The organism is Nocardiopsis sp. SBT366 (assembly GCF_001083815.1).
Lineage (GTDB): Bacteria > Actinomycetota > Actinomycetes > Streptosporangiales > Streptosporangiaceae > Nocardiopsis > Nocardiopsis prasina.
This window is the reverse complement of sequence record NZ_LAVM01000063.1, coordinates 1-20,475: the sequence shown is the minus strand read 5'-3', so window position 1 is coordinate 20,475 and position 20,475 is coordinate 1. Positions and strand designations below refer to the sequence as shown.

Sequence of the window (20,475 nt, the reverse complement as noted above, 5' to 3'; positions counted from 1 at the left end):
CTCTCACCAGTCCACCCCCAGACAGTCCCTGAGCCTTATCAGCCCGTCGCGCATACGCGTCTTGATGGTGCCCAGGGGCGACGACAGCAGGTTGGCCACCTCACGGTAGGAGTAACCGCCGTAGAAGGCCAGCCGTACCGACTGTTCCTGGAGCTCGGTCAGCGTGTCCAGACATCGGCGCACGCGTTCTCGTTCGAGCCGGTTGGTGGCCTCCTCGGCCACCTCGTCATAGGGCCTCTGGGTGTCGGCCGCCGCGGCCCGGGCCTCCCGGTCGGTGCTGGCCTGCTCGGACCGCACCCGGTCCACGGCCCTGCGGTGGGCGAGGGTCATCACCCAGGCCTGGGGGCTGCCCCGCCGGGCGTCGTAGCGGCAGGCGCTGCGCCACACCTCCACGAGCACCTCCTGCGTGACCTCCTCCGACTGGGCGGGGTCGCGCAGGATGCGGCGCACCAGCCCGTACACGGCGGGGCTGATCAGGTCGTAGACCCGGCCGAAGGCGTGTTCGTCACCGCGCGCCACGAGGCGCAGCAGCTCCTCCAACCCGGGCGGGTCGGTGTCGTGGACCGCGTCGTGCGGTGCGGCGGCTGCCCTGTCCATCCGGACCCTTCTCGTCTCGGTGATGTGGTGCTTCGTTCACTTCGTGACCGGGCTTCGGGGCGGAGTCCGGTCAGGTTCCCGGTGGGGGACCCGGACGGTCCGGCCTCAACGCGCGGACCGCCCGGGTGTCCCTCCCGGCGAAGCCTCTCATTAGGAGGGCATCAGCACCGTGTCAACGATGTAGACGGTCGCGTTGGAGGTCTGCACGTTGCCGCAGACCACGCTCGAGTCGCCGTTGACGGTGTAGTCCTCGCCGGAGCCCTCGGTGGTGACGTCGTCGCCCTGGAGCGAGGTGAAGGTGCCGTTCTCAAGGGCCTCGGGGGCCTGCTCGCCCTCGACCACGTGGTAGGTCAGCACCTCGGTGAGCTGCTCCTGGTCCTCCAGCAGGGCGTTGAGGTCCTCCTCGGGGATCTTGTCGAAGGCGTCGTTGGTGGGCGCGAACACGGTGATGTCCTCGGCCGAGTTGAGCGTGTCGACGAGGTCGGCCTCGCCCACGGCCGTGACCAGGGTGGACAGCAGCGGGTTGTTGGACGCCGCCGTGGCGACCGGGTCCTGGGCCATGCCCTCGAAGCTGCCGTCACCGTCCTCGGGCACCTCGGCGCAGCCCGGACCGAAGTTCTCACCCGCAGTCTGGGTGCCCTCGTCCATGTTCTCCTCGGTGCCGGTGCCCTCGGTCTCCTCCGCACCGCCGGCGTCCGTGTTCTCGCTGCCGGAGTCGTCCATGCCGCCACAGGCGGACAGGCCGAAGGCCAGCGCGGCGGCCGCGGCGGTGGCGGCGAGCTTGTTCCTGCGGGCGGTGGCGGTGATGCGGTTCATCGTGAATCTCCTTTGTTGCTGACTGCGTTCTCGGGTCTGTGTGTCGGCCGTGTGCGGAGGGTCCGGTGCGCGGCGGTGCGCGCTCGGAGCCGTCTCCTCAGGTGGCCGTGAAACGGATGCGGTGCCAGCCCGTGGCGCCGTCGGGGATCGGGTCCACCCGTTCGGACGGCTGGGTGAACCCGGTGGCGTCGGTGGCCCTGACCTCCACCGCGTGGTTGCCGGGGTCGACGGTGGTCTCGGTGACCCACTGGACCCAGGTGTCGATCCCGGGGACCTCGGCGAGCTCGGCCTCCCACCAGTCGCCGTCGTCCACCCGAACCTCCACCCCCGCGACTCCCCTGTGCTGGGCCCAGGCGACCCCGGCCAGGACCACCTCGCCGGACTCGACCCGCCCCAGAGGGGAGGGCACGTCGATCCGGGACATGGTCTTGATCGGTGCCCTCACGCCCCAGTCGCGCTGGGCCCAGTAGGCCTGCTCGTCGGCGAAGCGGGTGAGCTTGATGTCGGTGACCCACTTGGTGGCGCTGACGAACCCGTACAGGCCGGGGACCACCATGCGGGCGGGGTAGCCGTGCTCGTGGGGGAGCGGTTCCCCGCCCATGCCCACGGCCAGCAGGGCGTCGCGGCCGTCCATGACCACCTCGGTGGGGGTGCCGCAGGTCCAGCCGTCACTGGAGGTGCTGAGGATCTGGTCCGCGCCCGACTGCACTCCGGCCTCCCGCAGCAGCTCCGCCAGGGGGAAGCCGAGCCAGCGGGTGTTGCCGACCAGGTCCCCGCCGACCTGGTTGGACACGCACGCCAGGGTGATGTCCGCTTCGACCAGGTCGCGGGAGAGCAGTTCGTCCATGTCGATCTCGAAGGGGCGGTCCACCATGCCGTGCACGCGCAGCGTCCACCGGGCGGGGTCCGGCCTCGGGACCGTCAGGGCGGTGTCGATCCGGTAGAAGTCCGTGTTGGGGGTGGTGAAGGGTGCCAGCCCCGGGACGCCGAGGTCGACGCCGGACGGAAGGGCGGGCAGCGGGGACGCGGGGGCGGGCAGGGCCAGCCGGGTTCCGGAGCCCGCGCCGCCCAGGAGGGACGGCAGCGAGCGTCCGAGGGCGCCAGCGGTCCCGGAGGCGGCCAGAACCCCGGCGGCGGTGAGGACGAAGCCCCTCCGGCCGGGACCCGCGTCCGGGCCCGTCTGGGGGACGCCGTCGGCGTCACCCTTCGCGCGCGGCCCCTGCTCCTGCCCGGTGTCCTCTTCGGAACCGGCCTCGTCGGCGCGGTTCGTGTCGGTCTCGTGCTGCGGCCCGGCGTCCGGTCCCGGCCCCTGTGTGCGGGACGGAGCCGGGCCCAGGCTCCTCAACAGCAGGGCGAGGGCCACGGTGCCCGCGACCCCGCCGACGACCACGGCCGTGGCCGCCCCCAGGTCGTCGGCGCGGCGCAGGACCACGGCGGTCAGCCCCACCGCCGTGAACAGCCCCAGTCCCACGTATCCCGCCACGGGGCGGCGCGAAGCCACGACACCCAGTGCCGCCCCGGACAGGATCAGCACGAGCAGCACTCCGATGACCAGCACGGCCTTGTCGGCCGTGCCGAAGAGCGCGATCGCCCATGACATGAGGAACTGGGGGCTGTTGTCGACGAGCGCGTCGCCGACGGTCACCACCGGGGACGTCACGCGGAGGAGCCCGGCGGCGAGTTCGCCGAAGCCGAGCGCCGCCCCGACGACGAGCAGGCCGAGGCCCGCTCCGACGCCCCAACGTCGTCCGTCGCGTGGCGGGTGCTGTTCCCCGCGTGTCCCGGTAGTCACGTGGGGCATTCGGGGCCGGGGGTGAACCGGATTGGTGGACGGGGAGGTTTTCCGAGATTTCGCCCCCGGGCCCCCGGCGTGCCCCTCCGCTCAACCCCGGGGCGGCTGCCGTCCGGCGCGCGCCGCGTCCCGTCGTCCGGCGCCCCGGCCCCGGGTCAGGACGGCATGAGGAGCATGTCCACCACGTGCACCGTGGCGTTGGCGGTTCGCACGTCCGCGCAGTCCACGGTGGCGTAGCCGTCCACGGTGTACCCACCCCTCGATCCGGAGACGCGCACCCGGCCCCCGTTGAGGGAGTCGAACACGCCCCCGTCCAGTTCCGCGCTGTCGACCTCGCCCGCGACCACGTGGTGGCCGAGCAGGTACGCCAGCCTGTCGGAGTCCCCCAGGAGGTCGTCCATCTCCCCGTCCGGGTACATGTCGAAGGCGTCGTTGACGGGGGCGAACACGGTCACGCCCTCGGCGGTGTCCAGCTCCTCGCTGAGCCCGGCCCGTTCCAGGGCGTCGGCCAGGTTGCCGAGCACCGGACTGTCGGCGATGGCGGTGGCGAACGGCTGGTCGGCCATCGCGTCGAGACTGCCCCCACCCTCCGAGGGGAAGTCCGAGCACCCGGGGCCGAAGGGACCGTCCGCGCTCCCGTCCCCGGCCGCGCCCTCCCGACCGGTCTCCCGCCCCGACTCCTCGGTGCCCTCGCCATCGGTGTCCCCGCTCCCGGAAGCACAGGCTCCGAGGGCGAGGGCGAGAGCCACGACCGTCGTGGCCGCGGCCAGCGTGGATGTGCGCATGCGTCTCTCCTTCGGGTGATGCCCCTCAGTCACCGGGATACGACGCTACGTGTCGGTGGCTGGCTCCGAGGCGCCCGACTCACTGCACCCGCGCACGAAGGCGGTGCCGTGGAGCGGCAGCCCCCGCGCCATAACCGAAGAAACCCCCATAGGGGTCACCCCTGGCCAGGGAGGTTGACCGTGCTCCTACGGGGACGCAGTGGTCGGTTCGACCCCGCGAGTGCAGGAGGATGTTGCCCGTACGTCTCCTCAACGATCGGAGTTCCCCCACATGGCGCGGAAGACGCCCCTCACCGTGGTCGCGCTCATGGTCTCTGGCAGCCTCCTGCTCAGCGGCTGTACCCCCGTGTCCGACTGGTGGTCAGAGACCTTCGGCGACGCGTCGGGCCCGCCGGAGGTGAGGGAGGAGTTCCCCTACGTCCGAGAGGGCCGGATCTTCCAGGACACCGGACAGGACGCCGAGATGCGTTTCTCGATCACCGGCCTGGAGCGCACCGACGACTACACGGTCATGCACTACGAGGTCACCTACCTGGACGACTTCGCCGGGCCCAACCGGAACCTGAGCATGGCGCACACGCTGGTCGACCCCCTGACCGGCCGCGTGTACCGGCAGTTCCTCGACGAGGGGGGACTCAAGTACGGCTCCGAGAGCCCGAACGAGGACGGCCTGTACCCCGTGCACGACGGGGTCACCAACGAGTACACCCGGTACTTCCCCCGCATCCCCGACGAGGTCTCCCAGGTGACCTTCGTCGGCAGCGGTCTGGGCGCGATGACCGGCATCACCATCCAGGACGTGGACGAGGAGAGGGCGGACCCCGAGAACCCCAACGGTCCGGACCACCTCAGCCTCGACGACCCGCCCGGACGCGGTGAGAACCTGACCTTCGCCAACCGGCGTCCCGACGACGACGCGGTGGCGGACGAGGGTTGGGTGCAGAGCTTCGTGGACTCCGAGATCGCCTCCACCACCCGTGACGGCGACCGGGAGATCATCTCCCTCCACTCGGACGTGATGTTCGAGTTCGACCGCTCGGACCTGACCGAGACCGCCGCCGACGTCGTGCGGCGGGCCGCGACCACGCTGGCCAACAACGTGGACCCCGACGACCCCACCATCACGGTCATCGGCCACACCGACGGCATCGGTGACGACTCCTACAACGACAACCTGTCCGTGGAGCGCGCCGAGACCGTGCGCGACCTCCTCGCGGAGGAGCTCGGCACCGACTACAAGCTGGAGGTCGAGGGCCGGGGCAAGCGCGAGCCCGTCGCCCGCGAGGGCGGTCCCGACGACGAGGAGGCCCGCGCCCGCAACCGCCGCGTCGAGTTCTCGTACGTCTTCAACCCCACCGTCGAGGCCACCGAGGACGAGGAGTACGACGACGACGGCCTGGGCGTGGCCCAGCGCAACGTCACCTGGCCCGCGCCGTACAGCGACGACCCGGGCTCCGTGGTCGCCGAGGGGGAGAAGGACGGCATCCGCCTGGAGCTCTACCCGCTCCGCCGCGACGGCGCCTACGTCATCGGGACCGTGGCGATGACCAACACCACCGACCAGCCGCTCACCCCCGAGCTCGGGGGTTCCGAGACGGTCGCGGGTGGCCCCGAGCAGTTCAACAAGGGCACCCTCGGCGGCTTCCAGCTCTTCGAGCCGGACAACGGACTGGTCCGCTACGTGGCCCAGATGGACTTCGGCGACGGCCGCTACAGCAGCTTCGCCGAGGAGGTCCACATGATCCAGCCCGGCAACACCCACGAGCTGGTCGCGGTCTTCCCCGCTCCCCCCGTGGACGTGACGGAACTGACCCTGCGCGCCGGTCCGTTCGGCGAGTTCGAGGAGATCCCGGTCGACTACTGACCCGGGATCCACGAGGGGCCGCCGACGCACTGTCGGCGGCCCCTCGTCGTGTTCGCGCCCCGTGCGGGGTCAGACGGCGAGGAGCCTCCTGATGTGCTCGCTCTCCGCCTCGGAGAGGCTCACCGAGGCGGCCGCCATGTTCTCCTCCAGGTGCTCGACCCGGGAGGTGCCCGGGATCGGCAGCATCACCGGCGACCGGCGCAGCAGCCAGGCCAGGGCCAGCTGGGCCGGGGTCACGCCGCGCTCGGCCGCCATGGGGGCCAGCGGGGAGTCCGGACGCGCCAGTTCCCCGCGCGCGATCGGCGCCCAGGGCAGGAACGCGATCCCCTCCTGCTCGCACCGCTCCAGCACGTCCTCGGACCTGCGCTGGCCGGGGTTGTACTCGTTCTGCACCGAGGCGATGGGTGTGGTCCTGCGGGCGGTCCGGAGCTGCTCCCTCGTCACACCGGTCAGCCCGATGTGGTGGATCTTGCCCTCCTCACGCAGTTCCACGAGCGCGCCCAGCTGCTCGGACAGCGGCACCTCGGGGTCGATCCAGTGGAGCTGGAGCAGGCCGATGCGCTCCAGGCCCAGGTTGCGCAGGCTCGCCTCCACCTGACGCTTGAGGTGCGAGGGTGTCCCGTTGGCCTCCCACTGCCCGGGGCCCGAGTGCACCATGCCCACCTTGGTGGTCACGAGGAGGTCCTCGGGGTACGGGTGCAGGGCCTCGCGGATCAGCCGTTCGTTGACCTCGGGGCCGTAGGAGTCGGCGGTGTCGATGAGGGTGACGCCCAGCTCGACCGCGCGTCGCAGTACGGCCAGCGCCTCGTCGCGGTCCTGGGGCTCTCCCCAGGACCCGGGGCCCGTGAGTTGCATCGCGCCGAATCCGAGGCGGTGCACGGGGAGGTTCCCGCCGATGGCGAAGGTGCCGGACAGGCGGGCGAGATCCGGTGTGGTGTGTACGTCGGTCACGAGGGTTCCTTCCGGGCGGCACGGGGCCGCGTGACAGGGCGGAGGGGGATCGGGGCCACGACGTGCGAGACCAGGCTCGCTGCGGTGTTGCGGGAAGAATCCCAGCAGGTGGCGGCGGTGGCAAGGAACCCGTGAGCGCGTCGGGGAGGTCATGCGGATTCCGGTTGGCCGCGGGGGTGGGTACGTCCGGGGACGGTGCTTTTGCCCGTCCGGCCCCCTCGGCCGCCCCGCGCGGAGGGGCGTCGGTGGAGGGCCGGAGAACGCGAGAGGGGCCGCCGACGAACGTCGGCGGCCCCTCGGTGGCTCGGTCAGTTGCGGATCTGGCCCGCGGCCTGGAAGACCACGCGCTCCAGGTCGCCGCGTTCGACGTCCTCGAAGTAGGCGATCGCGGTCACGTGGAAGTCGCCGGGCAGCTGGAGGTACAGGTGGCGGCTGGAGCCGTCCACCGTGCCGACGTACTCCAGGTCCGCGCCGAGGTCGTCGGAGTCCTCCGTGTGGTAGGTGTCCACGTCCACGTCGACGTCGACCTCCCAGTTCATCTCCGCCTCGGCGCCCGGGACCTGGACGACGTCCGGATTGGCGCTGGGGTCGGCGCCCGAGGTGAACACGAGGGTGAACGACGGCGTCCCGGGTTCGGTGCTCCCGTCGCTGAACGTGCAGGAGAGCTGTTCGGCGTCCTCGATCCCCTCGATCTCCCCGCTCTCCTCGGTCAGCACCTGGCCCGGCGCGAGGTCCCCGACGATCTGCGCGGCGCCGGCCGCCTCACAGGACTCGGGGAGGCCGTAGGCGGAGGCCTCCTCTTCCTCCGGCTCTTCCTCGGGACTGGGGCTGGCGCTCGCCTCCTCCTCGGGGGAGTCCGAGCCGCCTGACGACATGCTCAGGTCCAGGTCGAGGTCGACCACGTCGCAGCCGACGAGGACGACACCGCCGATCACGACTGCGGCGACGGCCGTGCCCAGGCACGAGAGGGGTGATGACGGGATCAGGCGCATGGGTGGCTTTCGGTTCGGGGTGCGCCGGGCTGGAGGGGGCTCCGGCGGGGGACACAGGGAAACCTAGCAAGTCCGGCGCCCCGGGGAGGCCCTCCCCACTGGCCCGGTGGAGGGTGGGGCGATCCGCTCTCGGTGTCCGGTTTCTGGAATGTCAGAATCAGTATCGTTAATAGTCTGAAAAGGGAGTTGCCGCTGGTGTCGGAGTGGCACCTGACCGATTTGGAGTCTGATTTCCCATTTGGGGAGGTATCGTGAGCCCCCCTTCATCCCCTAGGCAACCGGAGCACCCCCCCACATGCTGGACACGGACATTCGCCTCGAGTGGTTCGTCTCGTTCCTGGCGGTGGTCGAGACCGGCAGCTTCGTCTCCGCCGCGGAGTCGACCCGCAGGTCGCAGCCGCGAGTGAGCCAACACGTCGCCGCGCTCGAACGGGAGATCGGCCAGCCCCTCTTCGACCGCAAGAAGCGCCCCGTCCAGCTGACCGAGGCGGGCGGCGCCCTGGCGGTGCAGGCACGCAACGTCCTGCGCGCCCTGGAACGGGCCGAGTCCGCCATGGCGCCCTGGCGCGGCGGTACGCGGGGCATAGTCTCCCTGGGCTCCTACCCCAGCGCCAGCGCGGCCTTCGTTCCCGGACTCCTCCAGTCCCTCGCGGTCAGCGACCCGGACATCAAGGTGGTGCTCACCGAACACGCCACCCTCGAACTGGACGAGGCCCTCGCGGCGGGCGGCATCGACCTCTACCTCCGGCCCATGACCCCCAAGCCCACCTCGCCCTCGGTGGTCAGCAGGCCCCTGTGGGCCGAACCGCTGGTCGTCGTGCACGCGGAGGACCATCCGCTCTCCGACGTCCCCGACCCCGTCCCCATGTCCGTCGTGGCCGAACACCCCATCGTGGTCATAGGCCGCCTCGACGCCCCCGAGACGGCCGAGTTCGAGTCCTTCCGGGTCTTCCAGGAGCACGGCCTGACCATCAGCCCGGTCCAGGCCACCAACCAGCCCCAGACCCTCGTGTCGCTGGTCGCGCACGGGATCGGCGTGGGGGTCACCAACTGGCTGGCCGCCTGGAGCGCCGACACCAAGGGGGTCCGCGTGCGCCCCCTGGAGGGCGCTCCCCGGCGCCGCGTGGCCGTCTGCTGGGACTCCACCCGCGCCCTCACCCCGGCGGCGCGCAGAATTCTCCAGGCTGTAACCGAAGCGCCCCGACCTGCGGGAACGCTGCCGACAAGGACACAGAACGCACCGGTGAGCGAGGAGCAGGGAGTCGGGACCTGGCCTTATTCGCTTTCCGAATAAGGGTATAAGCGAATGGAACTTCACGACCAGGGGCAAATCGGGATACGGTCTGCAAGCGAAAGCATGAAAGTTCCGGACGACTCCTCGTCCTCCGGAGCTTCGCACGCCCTCCAGCCCCATTCCCTCACCGCCGCGCGGGCGGGTCCCAGGTGCGTCTCCTACCAGCGGGAACGGCACGTGCAAGCGTTCGTGTGAGGGCGCACACCCTGTCACCGGAAGAACCCTCATGCAGCGATTTCCGCTCACTCCCCTTTCCCTTGTCTGCTCCGCAGTCCTGCTCGCCACGGCGTGCAGTGGCGGTTCGACCGTCGACGAGGACGTGGAGGGAGCCAGCGGCTCCGTCAGCGGCTCCCTCAACGCCGGATACGTGTCCGCGATCGACCAGATCGGCCTGCCCGTCGGCACCGAGGTCGGCTACTTCGAGGACCACGGTCTGGACGTGACCCTGGCCGATCCGTTCCCCACGGGCGTCGACGCGATCAACGCGCTGGAGGCTGGTGAGGTCGACATCATCCAGGTCGGCGTTCCGGCCCTGGCCGCCGCCGGCGAGGGAGTCGACCTGGCCCTGGTCGGCAACTACACCGGTTCGGCCGTCCAGCGCAGCGTCGACGAGACGGCGGCCATCGTCGCCGCCGAGGACTCCGGCATCGACCCGGATGACCTCTCGACGCTGGAGGACGCCAAGATCGGCACCACCTTCGGCTCCATCAACCACCTGTACCTGCTGGGTCTGCTCAAGGACCTGCGCATCGACCCGGACGACGTCGAGATGGTCAACACCGCGCCGCCGGACATGCCGGTCGCCCTGGAGACCGGCGGCATCGACGCCGCCGTCATCTGGGACCCGTGGCCGATCACCATCACGGACCAGGTCGAGGGCTCCGAGGAGATCCTTCGCGGCGGCGGGTACATCCCCTTCATCGGCTACATCGTCACCACGCCGGAGTACCTGGAGGAGAACGGCGAGCTGGTCGAGGCCTTCCTCACCGCCCGCGCCGCCACCGACCAGTGGATCCGTCAGAACCCCGACGACGCCGCCGACTCCGCGGCGCGCTGGCTGACCGGCACCGAGCCGGACGTCGCCCAGGCCGCCATGGAGTACAACATCGCCCAGCTGGACGGCCGCTTCTCCGCCTGCAACTACCTGGCGCTGGACACCGTCGCGGTCCTGCTTGAGGAGCAGGGCCAGCTGGAGTACGAGACCGACATCAACGACCTGTTCGTTCCGGGTCCGATCCTCTCCGTCGAGGAGAACAACCCGGAGCTGTTCGACGATCTCCCCGAGATCCCCAACACGGCCGAGATCGAGTCCGACCACACCTTCATCCGTGAGGTCGACCAGGAGGCGTGCGCCGTATGACGCACGGCCCGACGCGCGGTTCCGGACGCACCGCGCGATCCGGTACGGCCGCCCCACGCCGCGGCCGTACCGGAGACCGGGCCGCCGGTTTCCTCTGGTTCGTGCTGCCGCTGGTCGCCCTGGTTGGAGCCTGGGCGGCCGCGGTGGCCGTGACCGGGGTCCCCAAACGGGTCTTCCCCCAGGTCACCGATGTGGCCGAGGCCCTGCGGTCCATGGCGGTCAGCGGCGAGCTGGTCCGGCACCTGAGCGCCAGCCTGTACCGGGTCGTGGTCGGCGCGGTCATCGCGATCGTCACCGCCATCCCGTTCGGGATCGCGCTCGGCGCCAGCCGTGTCCTCTCCGCCTTCTTCACGCCGCTGCTGCGGTTCTCCGTCGCACTCGCCGGGATCGCCTGGATCCCCGTGGCGACCCTGTGGCTGGGATACGGCGACGGCGCCGTCATCTTCATCGTGTGGAACGCGATGTTCTTCGCGCTGGCCTACAACACCATGCTGGGCGTGCGCAGCATCCCCGGTGAGCTGTTGAGGTCGGCGCGCTCGCTGGGCGCCGGTCCCTGGCGGCTGTTCTGGGAGGTCCTCCTCCCCGGAGCGCTGCCGAGCGTGGTCAGCGGCCTGCGGATCGGCCTCGGCTACGGCTGGCGGGGCCTGGTCGCGGCGGAGATCATCGCGACCAGCGCCGGTCTGGGCTACGCGCTGTTCCTGGCCCAGACCTCGTTCTCCACCGACGTCATCATCGCCTCGATGGTGATCATCGGTGTCCTGTGGCTGTTGATGGACCGACTCCTGCTCGCCCCCCTGGAGCGGAACACCGTTGAGCGGTGGGGCATGACGGGGGGTGGTCGCTGATGCGGTCTCTCACTGAGACTTCCGGCGGGACCGTCCAACCCGCCGGAAACAGAACAGGCGACGCGCCCGCACGGGCGGTCCGTCGCCGGGCGCCCCTGCACCGGCGCGTGTGGCTGCGGCTCACCCGCAGCCCCGCCTTCCGCACGCTCGGACCGTTCGTGCCGGTGATCGCCCTCTGGTGGGCCCTCGCGGAGAGCGGGCTCTTCCCGCAGGCGTTCTTCGTGGGTCCCGACCGGGTGGTGCTGGAGTTCGTCGAGCTGGTCCGCAAGGGCATCCTGGTCGGCTACCTGGGCGACTCCCTGGAGCGCTTGGCCTACGGGGTCGGGTTCGGTCTGCTCATCGGGCTCCCGATGGGCTTCCTGACCGCCCTCTTCTGGCGGCTGCGCAAGGCCGTGTGGCCGATCCTGCTGTTCTTCCAGGCGATCGCGGACATCGCGTGGCTGCCGATCGTCATCGTGTGGTTCGGGTTCAGCCTGACCGCCGTCACGTTCGTCATCGTCTACACGATCGTCTTCCCGCTCATGCTGAGCGTGGTCTCCGGGGTCGAGCAGGTCCCCAAGGAGCTGATCCGGGCCGCGCGCAGCCTCGGAGCGGGCAGGGTCCGGGTGTTCTTCGAAGTGATCCTGCCGGGCGCGCTGCCGTCCGTGGCCACCGGTGTGCGCACCGGCCTGGGCTACGGCTGGCGGGCGCTGGTGGCGGCGGAGATCATCGTCGGCACCAGTGGGATCGGTTTCATGATGTTCGACGCCCGCCGGGTGGGCGACGTCAGTCAGGTGTTCCTCGGCATGGTCGTGCTCGGGGTGCTCTGGTACATGCTCGACGCGCTGGTCCTGGCGCCGTTCGAGCGGGCCACCGTGGAGCGGTGGGGGTTGGTGCGAAGCATGGAGGACGACAGATGACCGCTTTGGTGATCGAACACCTGGAGAAGGTCTTCACCGACTCCTACACCGGGGACGAGGTCGTCGCGATCGGCGACATCTCGTTCACGGTGGAGCGTGGCGAGTTCGTGTCGGTCCTCGGCCCGAGTGGCTGCGGCAAGACCACCGTCCTGAACACCGTGGCGGGGTTCGCGAACCCCACCGGAGGGACGGTGTCGGTGGACGGCCGCGAGGTCAGCGGGCCCGGCCCCGACCGGGGTGTGGTGTTCCAGGGTCACGCCCTGTTCCCGTGGAAGACCGTGCTCGGAAACGTGGTCTTCGGGCTGCGCATGAAGGGCATGGGACGCCGCGAACGGGAGGAGCGCGGCCGCGAGTACCTGGAGCTGGTGGGGCTGGCCGGGTTCGAGAACCGCTACCCCCACGAGCTGTCCGGCGGCATGCGCCAGCGGTTGGGCGTGGCCCGCGTGCTGGCCAACGAGCCCGCCGTGATGCTCATGGACGAACCCTTCGCGAGCATCGACGCGCAGACCCGGCGCAGGCTCCAGGAGGACCTCACCCGGATCTTCGAGGAGCGCCGCCCCACGGTGTTCTTCGTGACCCACGACATCGACGAGGCGGTCTTCCTCTCCGACCGCGTGGTGGTGCTGTCCTCACGGCCCAGCACCGTCCAGGAGATCGTGACCGTGGACCTGCCCCGCCCGCGCACCTGGCAGGCGGCGGTGGACCACCCCGGCTTCCGGGAGACCGTCGCCCGGATCAACGGGCTCCTGGCCGTCGACTCCGACCGGAGCCGTGACGGCGCCGGGAAACAGGAGAGTGACGGGAGCACCGCCGATGTCGGCTAGGTCCTTCGGGGCGAGGGCGGTACGCAGCGCCACCCTGCGCCGGATCGTGTTGGTGCTGCTCCTCGTCCTCCTTTACCAGGTCTGGCTGGGGGTCCAGTCGGTCGGCAAGGCCGAACCCGGGATCGGCGACGCCCCCGACGAACGCGGCCGGTTCGACGTGGACGTGGTGCTCGGCTTCCAGCCGGAGCGCTACCACTTCCTCAAGCTCCAGAACCACGGGCGGGTCGCCGGGACGACCGACACGACCGTCCACCTCAGGGGGGTGTCCCCCGCGGGTGTCGACGCCCTCGCGCGGGAGTACTGGATCGAGTCCCTCGCCGTCCCGGATTCCGACGCCTAGAAGGAGCAGCGCATGGAGACAGCACCCGGGGATGTCCCCGAACCGAGGTCCGATGACGGGACCGTCGTCGTCATCGGGGGCACCAGTGGCATCGGCGCGGCCGTGGCCGCCCGCTTCGTCGACCGCGGCCGCCGCGTCGCGGTCTGCGGCCTGGACACCGAACGCGCTCCGGCCAGGCTCCGGGAACGGGCCGAGGTCACCGAGCTGGACATCACCGGCGAGGACGCTCTGGAGGACTACCTGGCCTCCTTCCCGCGCGTGGACGCGCTGGTCAACGCGGCCGGGATCATCCGCAGGCACGAGGAGTTCGACCCGGCGGTGTTCGCGAGGGTCGTGGAGGTCAACCTGACCTGCGCCATGCGGGCGTGCGTCGCGGCCCGGCCCGCCCTGGAGGCGGCCGGTGGCAGCGTCGTCAACGTCGCCTCGATGCTCAGCTTCTTCGGCGGCCCCCTGGTCCCCGCCTACAGCGCCAGCAAGGGCGGGATCACCCAGCTCACGAGGTCGCTCGCGGTCGCCTGGGCGTCCCTGGGCATCCGCGTGAACGCGGTCGCGCCCGGCTGGATCCGCACCGAGCTCACCGAGGGGGTCCGCGCCGACACTGAGGCCGAGGCGCGCATCCTGGGCCGCACTCCGATGGCCCGCTGGGGCGACCCGGCCGAGGTCGCCGGGGCGGTCGAGTTCCTGTGCGGCCCGGACGCCGGGTTCGTCACCGGGGCCGTCCTCCCGGTCGACGGCGGATACCTGGCCGCCTGACCCCTCCCCCCGAGTCCCCGCTCGCCGTCCCACCCCGTCCACCTGGAGGAACCGTGTCACAGAACCGAGCTCCCGTCATCAACCCGTCAGCCGGAATCCCCGACGAGATCGCGATTCCGGCCGTCCCCGAGGACCCGCGCATGTGGGTGCCGCAGGCCCCGAACGTGTGGTTCCGCCCGCTGATGCTCAACACCGTCACCGGCCAGTGGTGCAACCTGCTCAAGGTCACCGCGTCCGGCATCGTCTCCCGGCACCGCCACCCCGGGGCGGTCTTCGGCTACGTCATCGAGGGTCGCTGGCACTACTACGAGCACGACTGGGTGGCCGAGGCCGGTCACTTCGTCTACGAGCCGCCGGGTGAGATCCACACGCTCGCCGTCCCCGAGGACTGCGACCACATGGTCACCTTCTTCAACATCAGCGGCGCGATGGTGTACGTGGACGAGGACGGCACCCAGACCGGGTACGAGGACGTCTTCACCAAGATCGAGATGGCCCGCGCCCACTACGCGTCCGTGGGCCTGGACGGCTACGTGGAGTCGCTCATCCGCTGACGCCGACACCCGTGGCGCCCCATGAACGACGGGGCCGGTCCCCCTGACGGGACCGGCCCCGTCCCCTGTGTGCGGGGTCGGCGGACGGATCAGTAGTTGATCATGTGCCCGGCCAGGCCGTGCACGGCCTCCTTGACCGCCTCGCTGAGGGTGGGGTGCGCGTGGATGTTGCGCGCCACCTCGTGCACCGTCAGGTCCCACTGCTGGGCCAGGGTGAGTTCGGGCAGCAGCTCGGTCACGTCCGGACCGACCATGTGGGCGCCGAGGAACTCCCCGTACTTCCCGTCCGAGATGATCTTCACGAAGCCCCGGGTGTCGCCCAGACCGTGCGCCTTGCCGTTGGCCATGAACGGGAACTTGGCCACCTGGACGTCGTAGCCCGCCTCCCGCGCCTCGGTCTCGCTGTAGCCGAAGCTGGCGATCTGCGGCTGGCAGTAGGTGGCGCGCGGGATGAACCGGTAGTCGATCTCCTGCGTCTCGGCGTCGGCGATGGTCTCCACCGCCACGATCCCCATCGCCTCGGCGGTGTGCGCCAGCATGAGCTTGGCGGTGACGTCGCCGATCGCGAAGATGTGCGGGACGTTGGTGCGGCCGCGCCCGTCGATCTCGATGGCGCCCCGGTCCGTCAGCGCCACGCCGGTCTTCTCCAGGCCGTAGCCCTCGACGTTGGGCGCGAACCCGATCGCCTGGAGGAGCTTGTCCGCCTCCAGCGTCTGCTGCTTGCCGTCGCTGCCGGTGACGGTGACGCTCACGCCCTTGCCGGTGTCCTCGACCGACTCCACCTTGGTGGAGGTCAGGACCTTCACGCCGAGCTTCTTGTAGGCGCGGGCGATCTCCTTGGAGACCTCCTCGTCCTCCAGCGGAACGACCCGGTCGAGGAACTCCACGATGGTGACGTCGACGCCGTAGTTGCGCATGACGTAGGCGAACTCGACGCCGATGGCGCCCGCGCCCGCGATGATGATGCTCCCGGGGAGCTCCTCGCTGAGGATCTGCTCCTCGTAGGTGACGACCCGCTCGGACAGCGAGGTGCCCGGAATCAGCTTGGTGGAGGAGCCCGCCGCGATCACCGCGTTGTCGAAGGTGACGGTCTCGGTGGAGCCGTCCTCGCCCCGGACCTCGACCGTGTGGTCGTCGACGAAGGTGCCGCGCCCGTTGAGCTCGGTGATCTTGTTCTTCTTCATCAGGAAGTGGACGCCCTTGACCCGGCCGTCCGCCACCTCGCGGCTGCGGCTGAACGCCTTGCCGTAGTCGAACTCGACCGTCCCGTTCACCTTGATGCCGAAGAGGTCGGCCTCGTTGTTGAAGAGGTGGGCCAGCTCCGCGTTGCGCAGGAGCGCCTTGGAGGGGATGCAGCCCACGTTCAGGCAGACGCCGCCCCAGTACTTCTCCTCGATGACCGCCGCCTTGAGGCCCAGCTGGGCCGCGCGGATCGCGGCGACGTAGCCGCCGGGCCCGGCGCCGAGGACGACCAGATCGAAGTGTTGCTGTCCCATGACGGGATCTCCTTGAGTGTGTTTGTGACGCACCCAGCGCAGCCGGCTTGCCCGGGGTGTCGGATTGCCGAACGCCAGCCTAGTCAAGGAGTCCGCCTCCGCGCGCGACCGTGCGCGACGGTGGGCTGACTTTCAGTCGTTCCTGCTGTTCGGAGGGGGTGTGGGGGTGGTGGGATCATCCTGGGCGGTTTCCCGGGAGACGGCCTCGGGGTCCTCCTGGACGGCCAGGCGGGCGGTCTCGGCGTCGTAGGCCTCGGCGACCTCCCCGAGGGCCTGCTCCCGCCGCGCGCGCTGGTCCCTGATGCTGGTGTAGGTGGGGATCGCGGCCATGCCGAAGATGATCGCGAGCATCAGCCAGAGCGCGTAGCTGTCGATCAGCAGGACCACGTCCACCCCCGCCTGGCCCGAGTTGTACCCGATGGCCGCGACCACGGCGGTGATCATCAGGGCGCCGATGACGTCCAGCAGCAGGTACGTGCGCAGACGCATCCCGCTCACCCCGGCCATGACGTGGGGGATGCCCGCGGGAACGCCCGGCAGGTAGCTCAGCGGGATGAGCAGCCGCATGACCCACGGGTTCATCGTCTCCAAGCGCTCGGCGAACTGGCGGCCGCGCTCGCTCGGAACGAGGAAGGCGACGATGCCGCGGCCCCAGCGGCGGCCCACCCACCAGAACAGCCAGTCGATCTTCACCTTGCCGATCACGCCCGCGACGATCACCACCCACAGGGAGCCCTGCCCGACCCCGGCGAAGGCGGAGGCGGCGCCCACCGCCGCGTGGCTGCCCGTGACGAAGGCCAGGGGGATGGCGTGGTCCGCGATGAGGAACGGCCGCAGCGGCATGGTCAGGAGGAAGAACGCGGGGATACCGATGAGCAGCCAGAGCAGGACCCTGTCCTGTCGCTGCATCGTGCCGGGCCAGGGCTTCTGGCTCTTCCAGTGCGCGATGGCGCGCTCCGCCTCGGCCTCGTCCCAGGCCTTCCCTGCCGCCGTGAGCGCCTCCTCACGGGTGGGCCTGGGGGAGTGCCCGGTCTCGCCCGGCTGTCCTTGGCCCTGCGGGGTCTGGCTCATCGTCCTCATGCCCTCCATGATTCCGTGGACCGGGTCCGGCCCACAGTCCCAGCAGTCACCGCCCTCATGTGAGGGGTGTGGTGAGTGGGGGATGACAGTTGTCATGTGCCCGCGCGCGGCCCCGTCGGGGTCAGCGCGCCGGACCAGGCCGCGGGCACGGTGAAGTCGTCGGGTTCGTCCTCGTCGTCGTCCACCGCCTCGGGCGGTCGCGCCGGGGGGTCGAACAGCGAGGCGGGGGAGTCCGGGAACACCGAAGCGGCCCCGGGGTTGATGGTGACGTCCTCGAAGGACGCGGACAGACCCCCACCGGGGGCGTCCAGGTCCAGGTCCGGTCCCAGGGCCGCGAACGGCGCCGACATCGGTCCGGAGTCCACCTCCGCGAAGTGCGCGGCCACCCCGAAGTGCCGGGGCGGGCGCCGGTGCGCACCGGTGTCGTCGTTCTCGATCGGCGGAGCCTGAGGGTGGCGGACCGCCCCCGCAGGGTGCGTGCGCGCCCACCAGGCCGTCGCCTCGTCCGGGGTCAGCTCCTCCAGGACGCTCAGGGAGCCGGTGATGTGCGGGTGTCGGCGCCCGGCACGCCACGAGTGCAGCAGCGACTGCGGTTCCAGCACCAGGACCCGCTCGCCGTCCACCAGCGGGACGTCGCCGGGACAGGCCTCGTTCCCCACCCAGGTTCCGTCGCCGCCGACCAGGTCCCATTCGCCTCGCACCACGTCGGCCAACGGGTCCACCGACGCGTCCACCGAGGCCGCGACCCAGCGCGGGTCCGGCCGGGTGCCGGGCAGGCGGTTCCCCTCCTTGCCGATCAGAGCGTCGGCGAGCAGGGTGTGCAGCTGGAAGTTGTCGCTCACGCCGTCGAAGGCGACACGAAAGCCCCGCCGGGAGACCCGGTCCAGCACCAGGAGCCGGTCCGCCTCGGACATCCTCAGCAACTCGCCCACCTCGCCGAACTCGCTGAGCCGCGTGGAGAGCGCCTGCACGATCTGACCCAGCTCGTGCAGCGCGCCGGGGTCGGCGCGCACGGCGGAGCGCACTCCGGAGTCGCCGAGCATGGCCTTGGCGGCCAGGCCGTAGCGGAGTGAGGTCCACCAGCCGACGGCCGCCAGCGGGGCGTTGTCCCCGAGGACCTGCTCGACCCGCTTCTCCTCGGCCTCGTCCACGCCGTTCGGTGCGGGCAGCGCTCCGCCGCCGGTCTTCTCCCACGCGTGGATGAAGGCGACGGCGGCCTGGCCGTAGCTGCCGAGTTGGCGCAACACCTCGAGCCCCACCTGCCCGGCGGGCGCGCCGGACTCCACGAGGGCGCCGGCCAGGACCGAGAGGTCGGCGGCCACCCCCGCGTGGGGTTCGCAGTCGCTCAGGACCGGAGTCAGCGCCTCCAGCGCTATGGCCAGCTCCTCCCGGGGCACCTGGGAGGAGAGCCGGAACACGTCGTGCACGGCTTCGGGGAAGCCGGGTGCCTGGCTGGCGGCGGTGTCGAGCACACGTTGGAACGCGGCGCGGAACTCTTCAGTCACCCCCGAATCCTGTCATACCGGCCCTTGCCATCCATGGTCAGGATGCACGTGCACAAAACGGTCGACCTCCGGGTGTGCGGGAAATCAGGTGCGGTCCGTGAATCGCGGACCCGCAGTCTCCTGGCCAGGGTGGAGAAAGGTGAGGAGGCGGTCCCCCTCGTCGGTGATCTCCTCGATTTCCGAATTGTTGAACGCGCGAAAGGGCGTGATGTCGAGTGAGGGCGTCCCCCGGCCCCGGTCGACCCTCCACGAGGCGCTGACCTCACCGTCCACCAGCACCGTCGCGGGCGGCATGCCGTTGCGCGCGGAGAGCCCGCGCAGGTTCTCGTCGGAGACCACCCGGCTCCGGTCGGCGTGCCCGCGCAGCAGGTTGTCGAAGTCGTAGAGGAAGCGCACCGGCGCCGGGACGTCCGCCGAGGGGCGCGGGGCGTCGGGCAGGTCGAACAGCTCCGTGCCCGAGGGGTCCCGGAAGGACACCAGCCGATCACGCAGGCCCTCCACCACGGCCTTCAGCCGGGTCAGGCCGGACCAGGCCTGGACGTCCATCACGCTGGCCGGGCCGAAGGCCGCCAGGTACCGCAGGACCAGCCTCTCCCGGTCCGGCCCGGGAGCCATCGGCAGGCCGGTCCAGGTGTCGGCGGGGGCCAGCACGGGCTGCCCCGAGGCGCCCCACACGCCGCGCGGCGGGATCTGTACCACCGGCAGCAGGCAGCGGACCACGTAGGCCAGGTGCTCGCCGTCCACGCCCTCCCAGTGGGCGCCGATCCGGTCCCCCAGCTCCTTGGGGGAGAGCGGGCGCTCCTCCAGGATCTTGCGGCCGAGCGTCACCACCGCCTCCAGGTCCAGCCCTGCGGTGCCCTTCCCGTGGGAGCCGTGGGAGAGGTCCCGCTCCATGACCTCCTGGGTGGTCGGGCGCATCCAGGCGGCGTCCTCGGCGGAGACCAGGTGCAGGGTGGAGCGCATCAGGGACATGCGGACCAGGGTGCCTTCGGTGAGCAGGCGTCCCACCTCGTGCGGGTCGGGGTCGGCCATGCGGCTCTGGAACCCCACGTACCAGGTGTGCGTGGTCTGCGCCTGGAGCCCCGCCAGGTGGCTCAGCACCTCCGTGGCCGGTCGCTCCGCCCGGCGCAGCAGGAACTGGCGCTCCAGGGTGGCGCGGTTGAGTTCGCGTCGGCTGAGGGTCGTGGCCATGGTGTGTCCCTCCGGTGTGCGGAACGTGCGGGCACCATACCTCTCAACTGGGACGAATCCGGGTGAACCACGCCGTTCCGGGCGTGCTCCCGACGCGGACATCGTGATGAGCGGACCGAGAGCAGACCGAGAGCGGACCGGAGGGCCCTCCTGGACACGCGAAAGGGGGTGTCCCGTGGTGGGACACCCCCTCGCGTGTGGTCTGGGTCAGTGTTGGTCGAGGAGTTGGGCGCAGCGGATCAGGCCCAGGTGGGAGTAGGCCTGGGGGTGGTTGCCCAACGCGCGTTCGGTGACCGGGTCGAACTCCTCGGGGATCAGACCGGTGGGTCCGGCGCAGTCGACCAGGTGCTTGAAGAGTTCCTCGGCCTCCGCGCGGCGGCCGGTGAGCAGGTAGGCCTCGATGAGCCAGGTGGTGCACAGGTGGAAGCCGCCCTCGCCGCCGGGCAGGCCGTCGTCGCGGTGGTAGCGGTAGACGGTGGGCCCGGAGCGGAGTTCGGCCTCCACGGCGGTGACGGTGGCCTGGAAGCGTTCGTCGGT

20 protein-coding genes are annotated in these 20,475 nt (G+C 70.8%); 9 read left to right on the top strand and 11 right to left on the bottom strand.

The genetic code is table 11. The features are described 5' to 3' along the window. Positions 1–3: 3 nt before the first annotated feature. The 4 genes from ADX84_RS18445 to ADX84_RS18430 all read right to left on the bottom strand — a co-directional run bounded on the left by ADX84_RS18445 (position 4) and on the right by ADX84_RS18430 (position 3,990). A complete protein-coding gene (locus ADX84_RS18445) occupies positions 4–597 on the bottom strand; it encodes a sigma-70 family RNA polymerase sigma factor (RefSeq protein ID WP_049576469.1) in 594 nt (197 codons plus the stop codon). Between the two features lie 150 nt (positions 598–747). Continuing rightward, the gene (locus tag ADX84_RS18440) at positions 748–1,413 is read right to left on the bottom strand and encodes a fasciclin domain-containing protein (protein WP_049576466.1); all 666 of its coding nucleotides are present in this window, start codon (positions 1,411–1,413) and stop codon (positions 748–750) included. A gap of 97 nt (positions 1,414–1,510) precedes the next feature. After that, positions 1,511–3,214, bottom strand: coding sequence for a molybdopterin-dependent oxidoreductase (locus ADX84_RS18435; protein ID WP_049576463.1), 1,704 nt, complete (start codon positions 3,212–3,214; stop codon positions 1,511–1,513). Between the two features lie 146 nt (positions 3,215–3,360). After that, a complete protein-coding gene (locus ADX84_RS18430) occupies positions 3,361–3,990 on the bottom strand; it encodes a fasciclin domain-containing protein (protein WP_049576460.1) in 630 nt (209 codons plus the stop codon). A 271-nt stretch (positions 3,991–4,261) separates the two neighbouring features. On the opposite strand from ADX84_RS18430, the gene ADX84_RS18425 reads away from it, so the two are divergent. Then, a complete protein-coding gene (locus ADX84_RS18425) occupies positions 4,262–5,854 on the top strand; it encodes an OmpA family protein (protein ID WP_049576457.1) in 1,593 nt (530 codons plus the stop codon). A gap of 69 nt (positions 5,855–5,923) precedes the next feature. Here the strand turns inward: ADX84_RS18425 and ADX84_RS18420 are convergent, their stop codons facing one another. After that, positions 5,924–6,805: an aldo/keto reductase gene (locus tag ADX84_RS18420; protein WP_049576454.1), complete on the bottom strand. Its 882-nt coding sequence runs from the start codon at positions 6,803–6,805 to the stop codon at positions 5,924–5,926. Positions 6,806–7,113: 308 nt separating this feature from the next. Then, a complete protein-coding gene (locus tag ADX84_RS18415) occupies positions 7,114–7,797 on the bottom strand; it encodes a hypothetical protein (RefSeq protein ID WP_049576451.1) in 684 nt (227 codons plus the stop codon). 295 nt (positions 7,798–8,092) lie between these two features. On the opposite strand from ADX84_RS18415, the gene ADX84_RS18410 reads away from it, so the two are divergent. From ADX84_RS18410 to ADX84_RS18375, 8 genes are all read left to right on the top strand, one after another. Further along, positions 8,093–9,091, top strand: coding sequence for a LysR family transcriptional regulator (locus ADX84_RS18410; protein WP_049576446.1), 999 nt, complete (start codon positions 8,093–8,095; stop codon positions 9,089–9,091). Positions 9,092–9,317: 226 nt separating this feature from the next. After that, positions 9,318–10,451, top strand: a complete 1,134-nt coding sequence (locus ADX84_RS18405; RefSeq protein ID WP_049576441.1) for an ABC transporter substrate-binding protein — start codon at positions 9,318–9,320, stop codon at positions 10,449–10,451. Continuing rightward, the gene (locus ADX84_RS18400) at positions 10,448–11,296 is read left to right on the top strand and encodes an ABC transporter permease (RefSeq protein WP_049576437.1); all 849 of its coding nucleotides are present in this window, start codon (positions 10,448–10,450) and stop codon (positions 11,294–11,296) included. Before ADX84_RS18405 ends, ADX84_RS18400 begins: the two co-directional genes overlap by 4 nt. After that, the gene (locus ADX84_RS18395; protein WP_233515932.1) at positions 11,296–12,195 is read left to right on the top strand and encodes an ABC transporter permease; all 900 of its coding nucleotides are present in this window, start codon (positions 11,296–11,298) and stop codon (positions 12,193–12,195) included. Before ADX84_RS18400 ends, ADX84_RS18395 begins: the two co-directional genes overlap by 1 nt. Beyond that, positions 12,192–13,019: an ABC transporter ATP-binding protein gene (locus ADX84_RS18390; RefSeq protein WP_049576433.1), complete on the top strand. Its 828-nt coding sequence runs from the start codon at positions 12,192–12,194 to the stop codon at positions 13,017–13,019. The genes ADX84_RS18395 and ADX84_RS18390 overlap by 4 nt, the downstream gene beginning before the upstream one ends. After that, positions 13,009–13,359, top strand: a complete 351-nt coding sequence (locus ADX84_RS18385; protein WP_049576429.1) for a hypothetical protein — start codon at positions 13,009–13,011, stop codon at positions 13,357–13,359. Before ADX84_RS18390 ends, ADX84_RS18385 begins: the two co-directional genes overlap by 11 nt. Positions 13,360–13,371: 12 nt before the next feature. Further along, positions 13,372–14,112, top strand: a complete 741-nt coding sequence (locus ADX84_RS18380) for an SDR family NAD(P)-dependent oxidoreductase (protein WP_049576425.1) — start codon at positions 13,372–13,374, stop codon at positions 14,110–14,112. Positions 14,113–14,165: 53 nt separating this feature from the next. Continuing rightward, positions 14,166–14,666 (top strand): 2,4'-dihydroxyacetophenone dioxygenase family protein, encoded by a 501-nt coding sequence (locus tag ADX84_RS18375; RefSeq protein ID WP_049576421.1) that lies wholly within the window; start codon positions 14,166–14,168, stop codon positions 14,664–14,666. 89 nt (positions 14,667–14,755) lie between these two features. Here ADX84_RS18375 and lpdA read toward each other — a convergent pair whose 3' ends face one another. The 5 genes from lpdA to ADX84_RS18350 all read right to left on the bottom strand — a co-directional run. Continuing rightward, a complete protein-coding gene (gene lpdA / locus ADX84_RS18370; protein ID WP_049576417.1) occupies positions 14,756–16,162 on the bottom strand; it encodes a dihydrolipoyl dehydrogenase in 1,407 nt (468 codons plus the stop codon). Positions 16,163–16,294: 132 nt separating this feature from the next. Continuing rightward, positions 16,295–17,242, bottom strand: coding sequence for a VTT domain-containing protein (locus ADX84_RS18365; protein ID WP_053107312.1), 948 nt, complete (start codon positions 17,240–17,242; stop codon positions 16,295–16,297). Between the two features lie 92 nt (positions 17,243–17,334). Further along, positions 17,335–18,747: a hypothetical protein gene (locus ADX84_RS18360; protein ID WP_369801110.1), complete on the bottom strand. Its 1,413-nt coding sequence runs from the start codon at positions 18,745–18,747 to the stop codon at positions 17,335–17,337. 84 nt (positions 18,748–18,831) lie between these two features. Further along, positions 18,832–19,938, bottom strand: coding sequence for a winged helix DNA-binding domain-containing protein (locus tag ADX84_RS18355; RefSeq protein ID WP_049576414.1), 1,107 nt, complete (start codon positions 19,936–19,938; stop codon positions 18,832–18,834). Between the two features lie 207 nt (positions 19,939–20,145). Continuing rightward, a partial coding sequence (locus ADX84_RS18350; protein WP_049576410.1) for a glycoside hydrolase family 15 protein occupies positions 20,146–20,475 on the bottom strand: 330 nt, incomplete at its 5' end.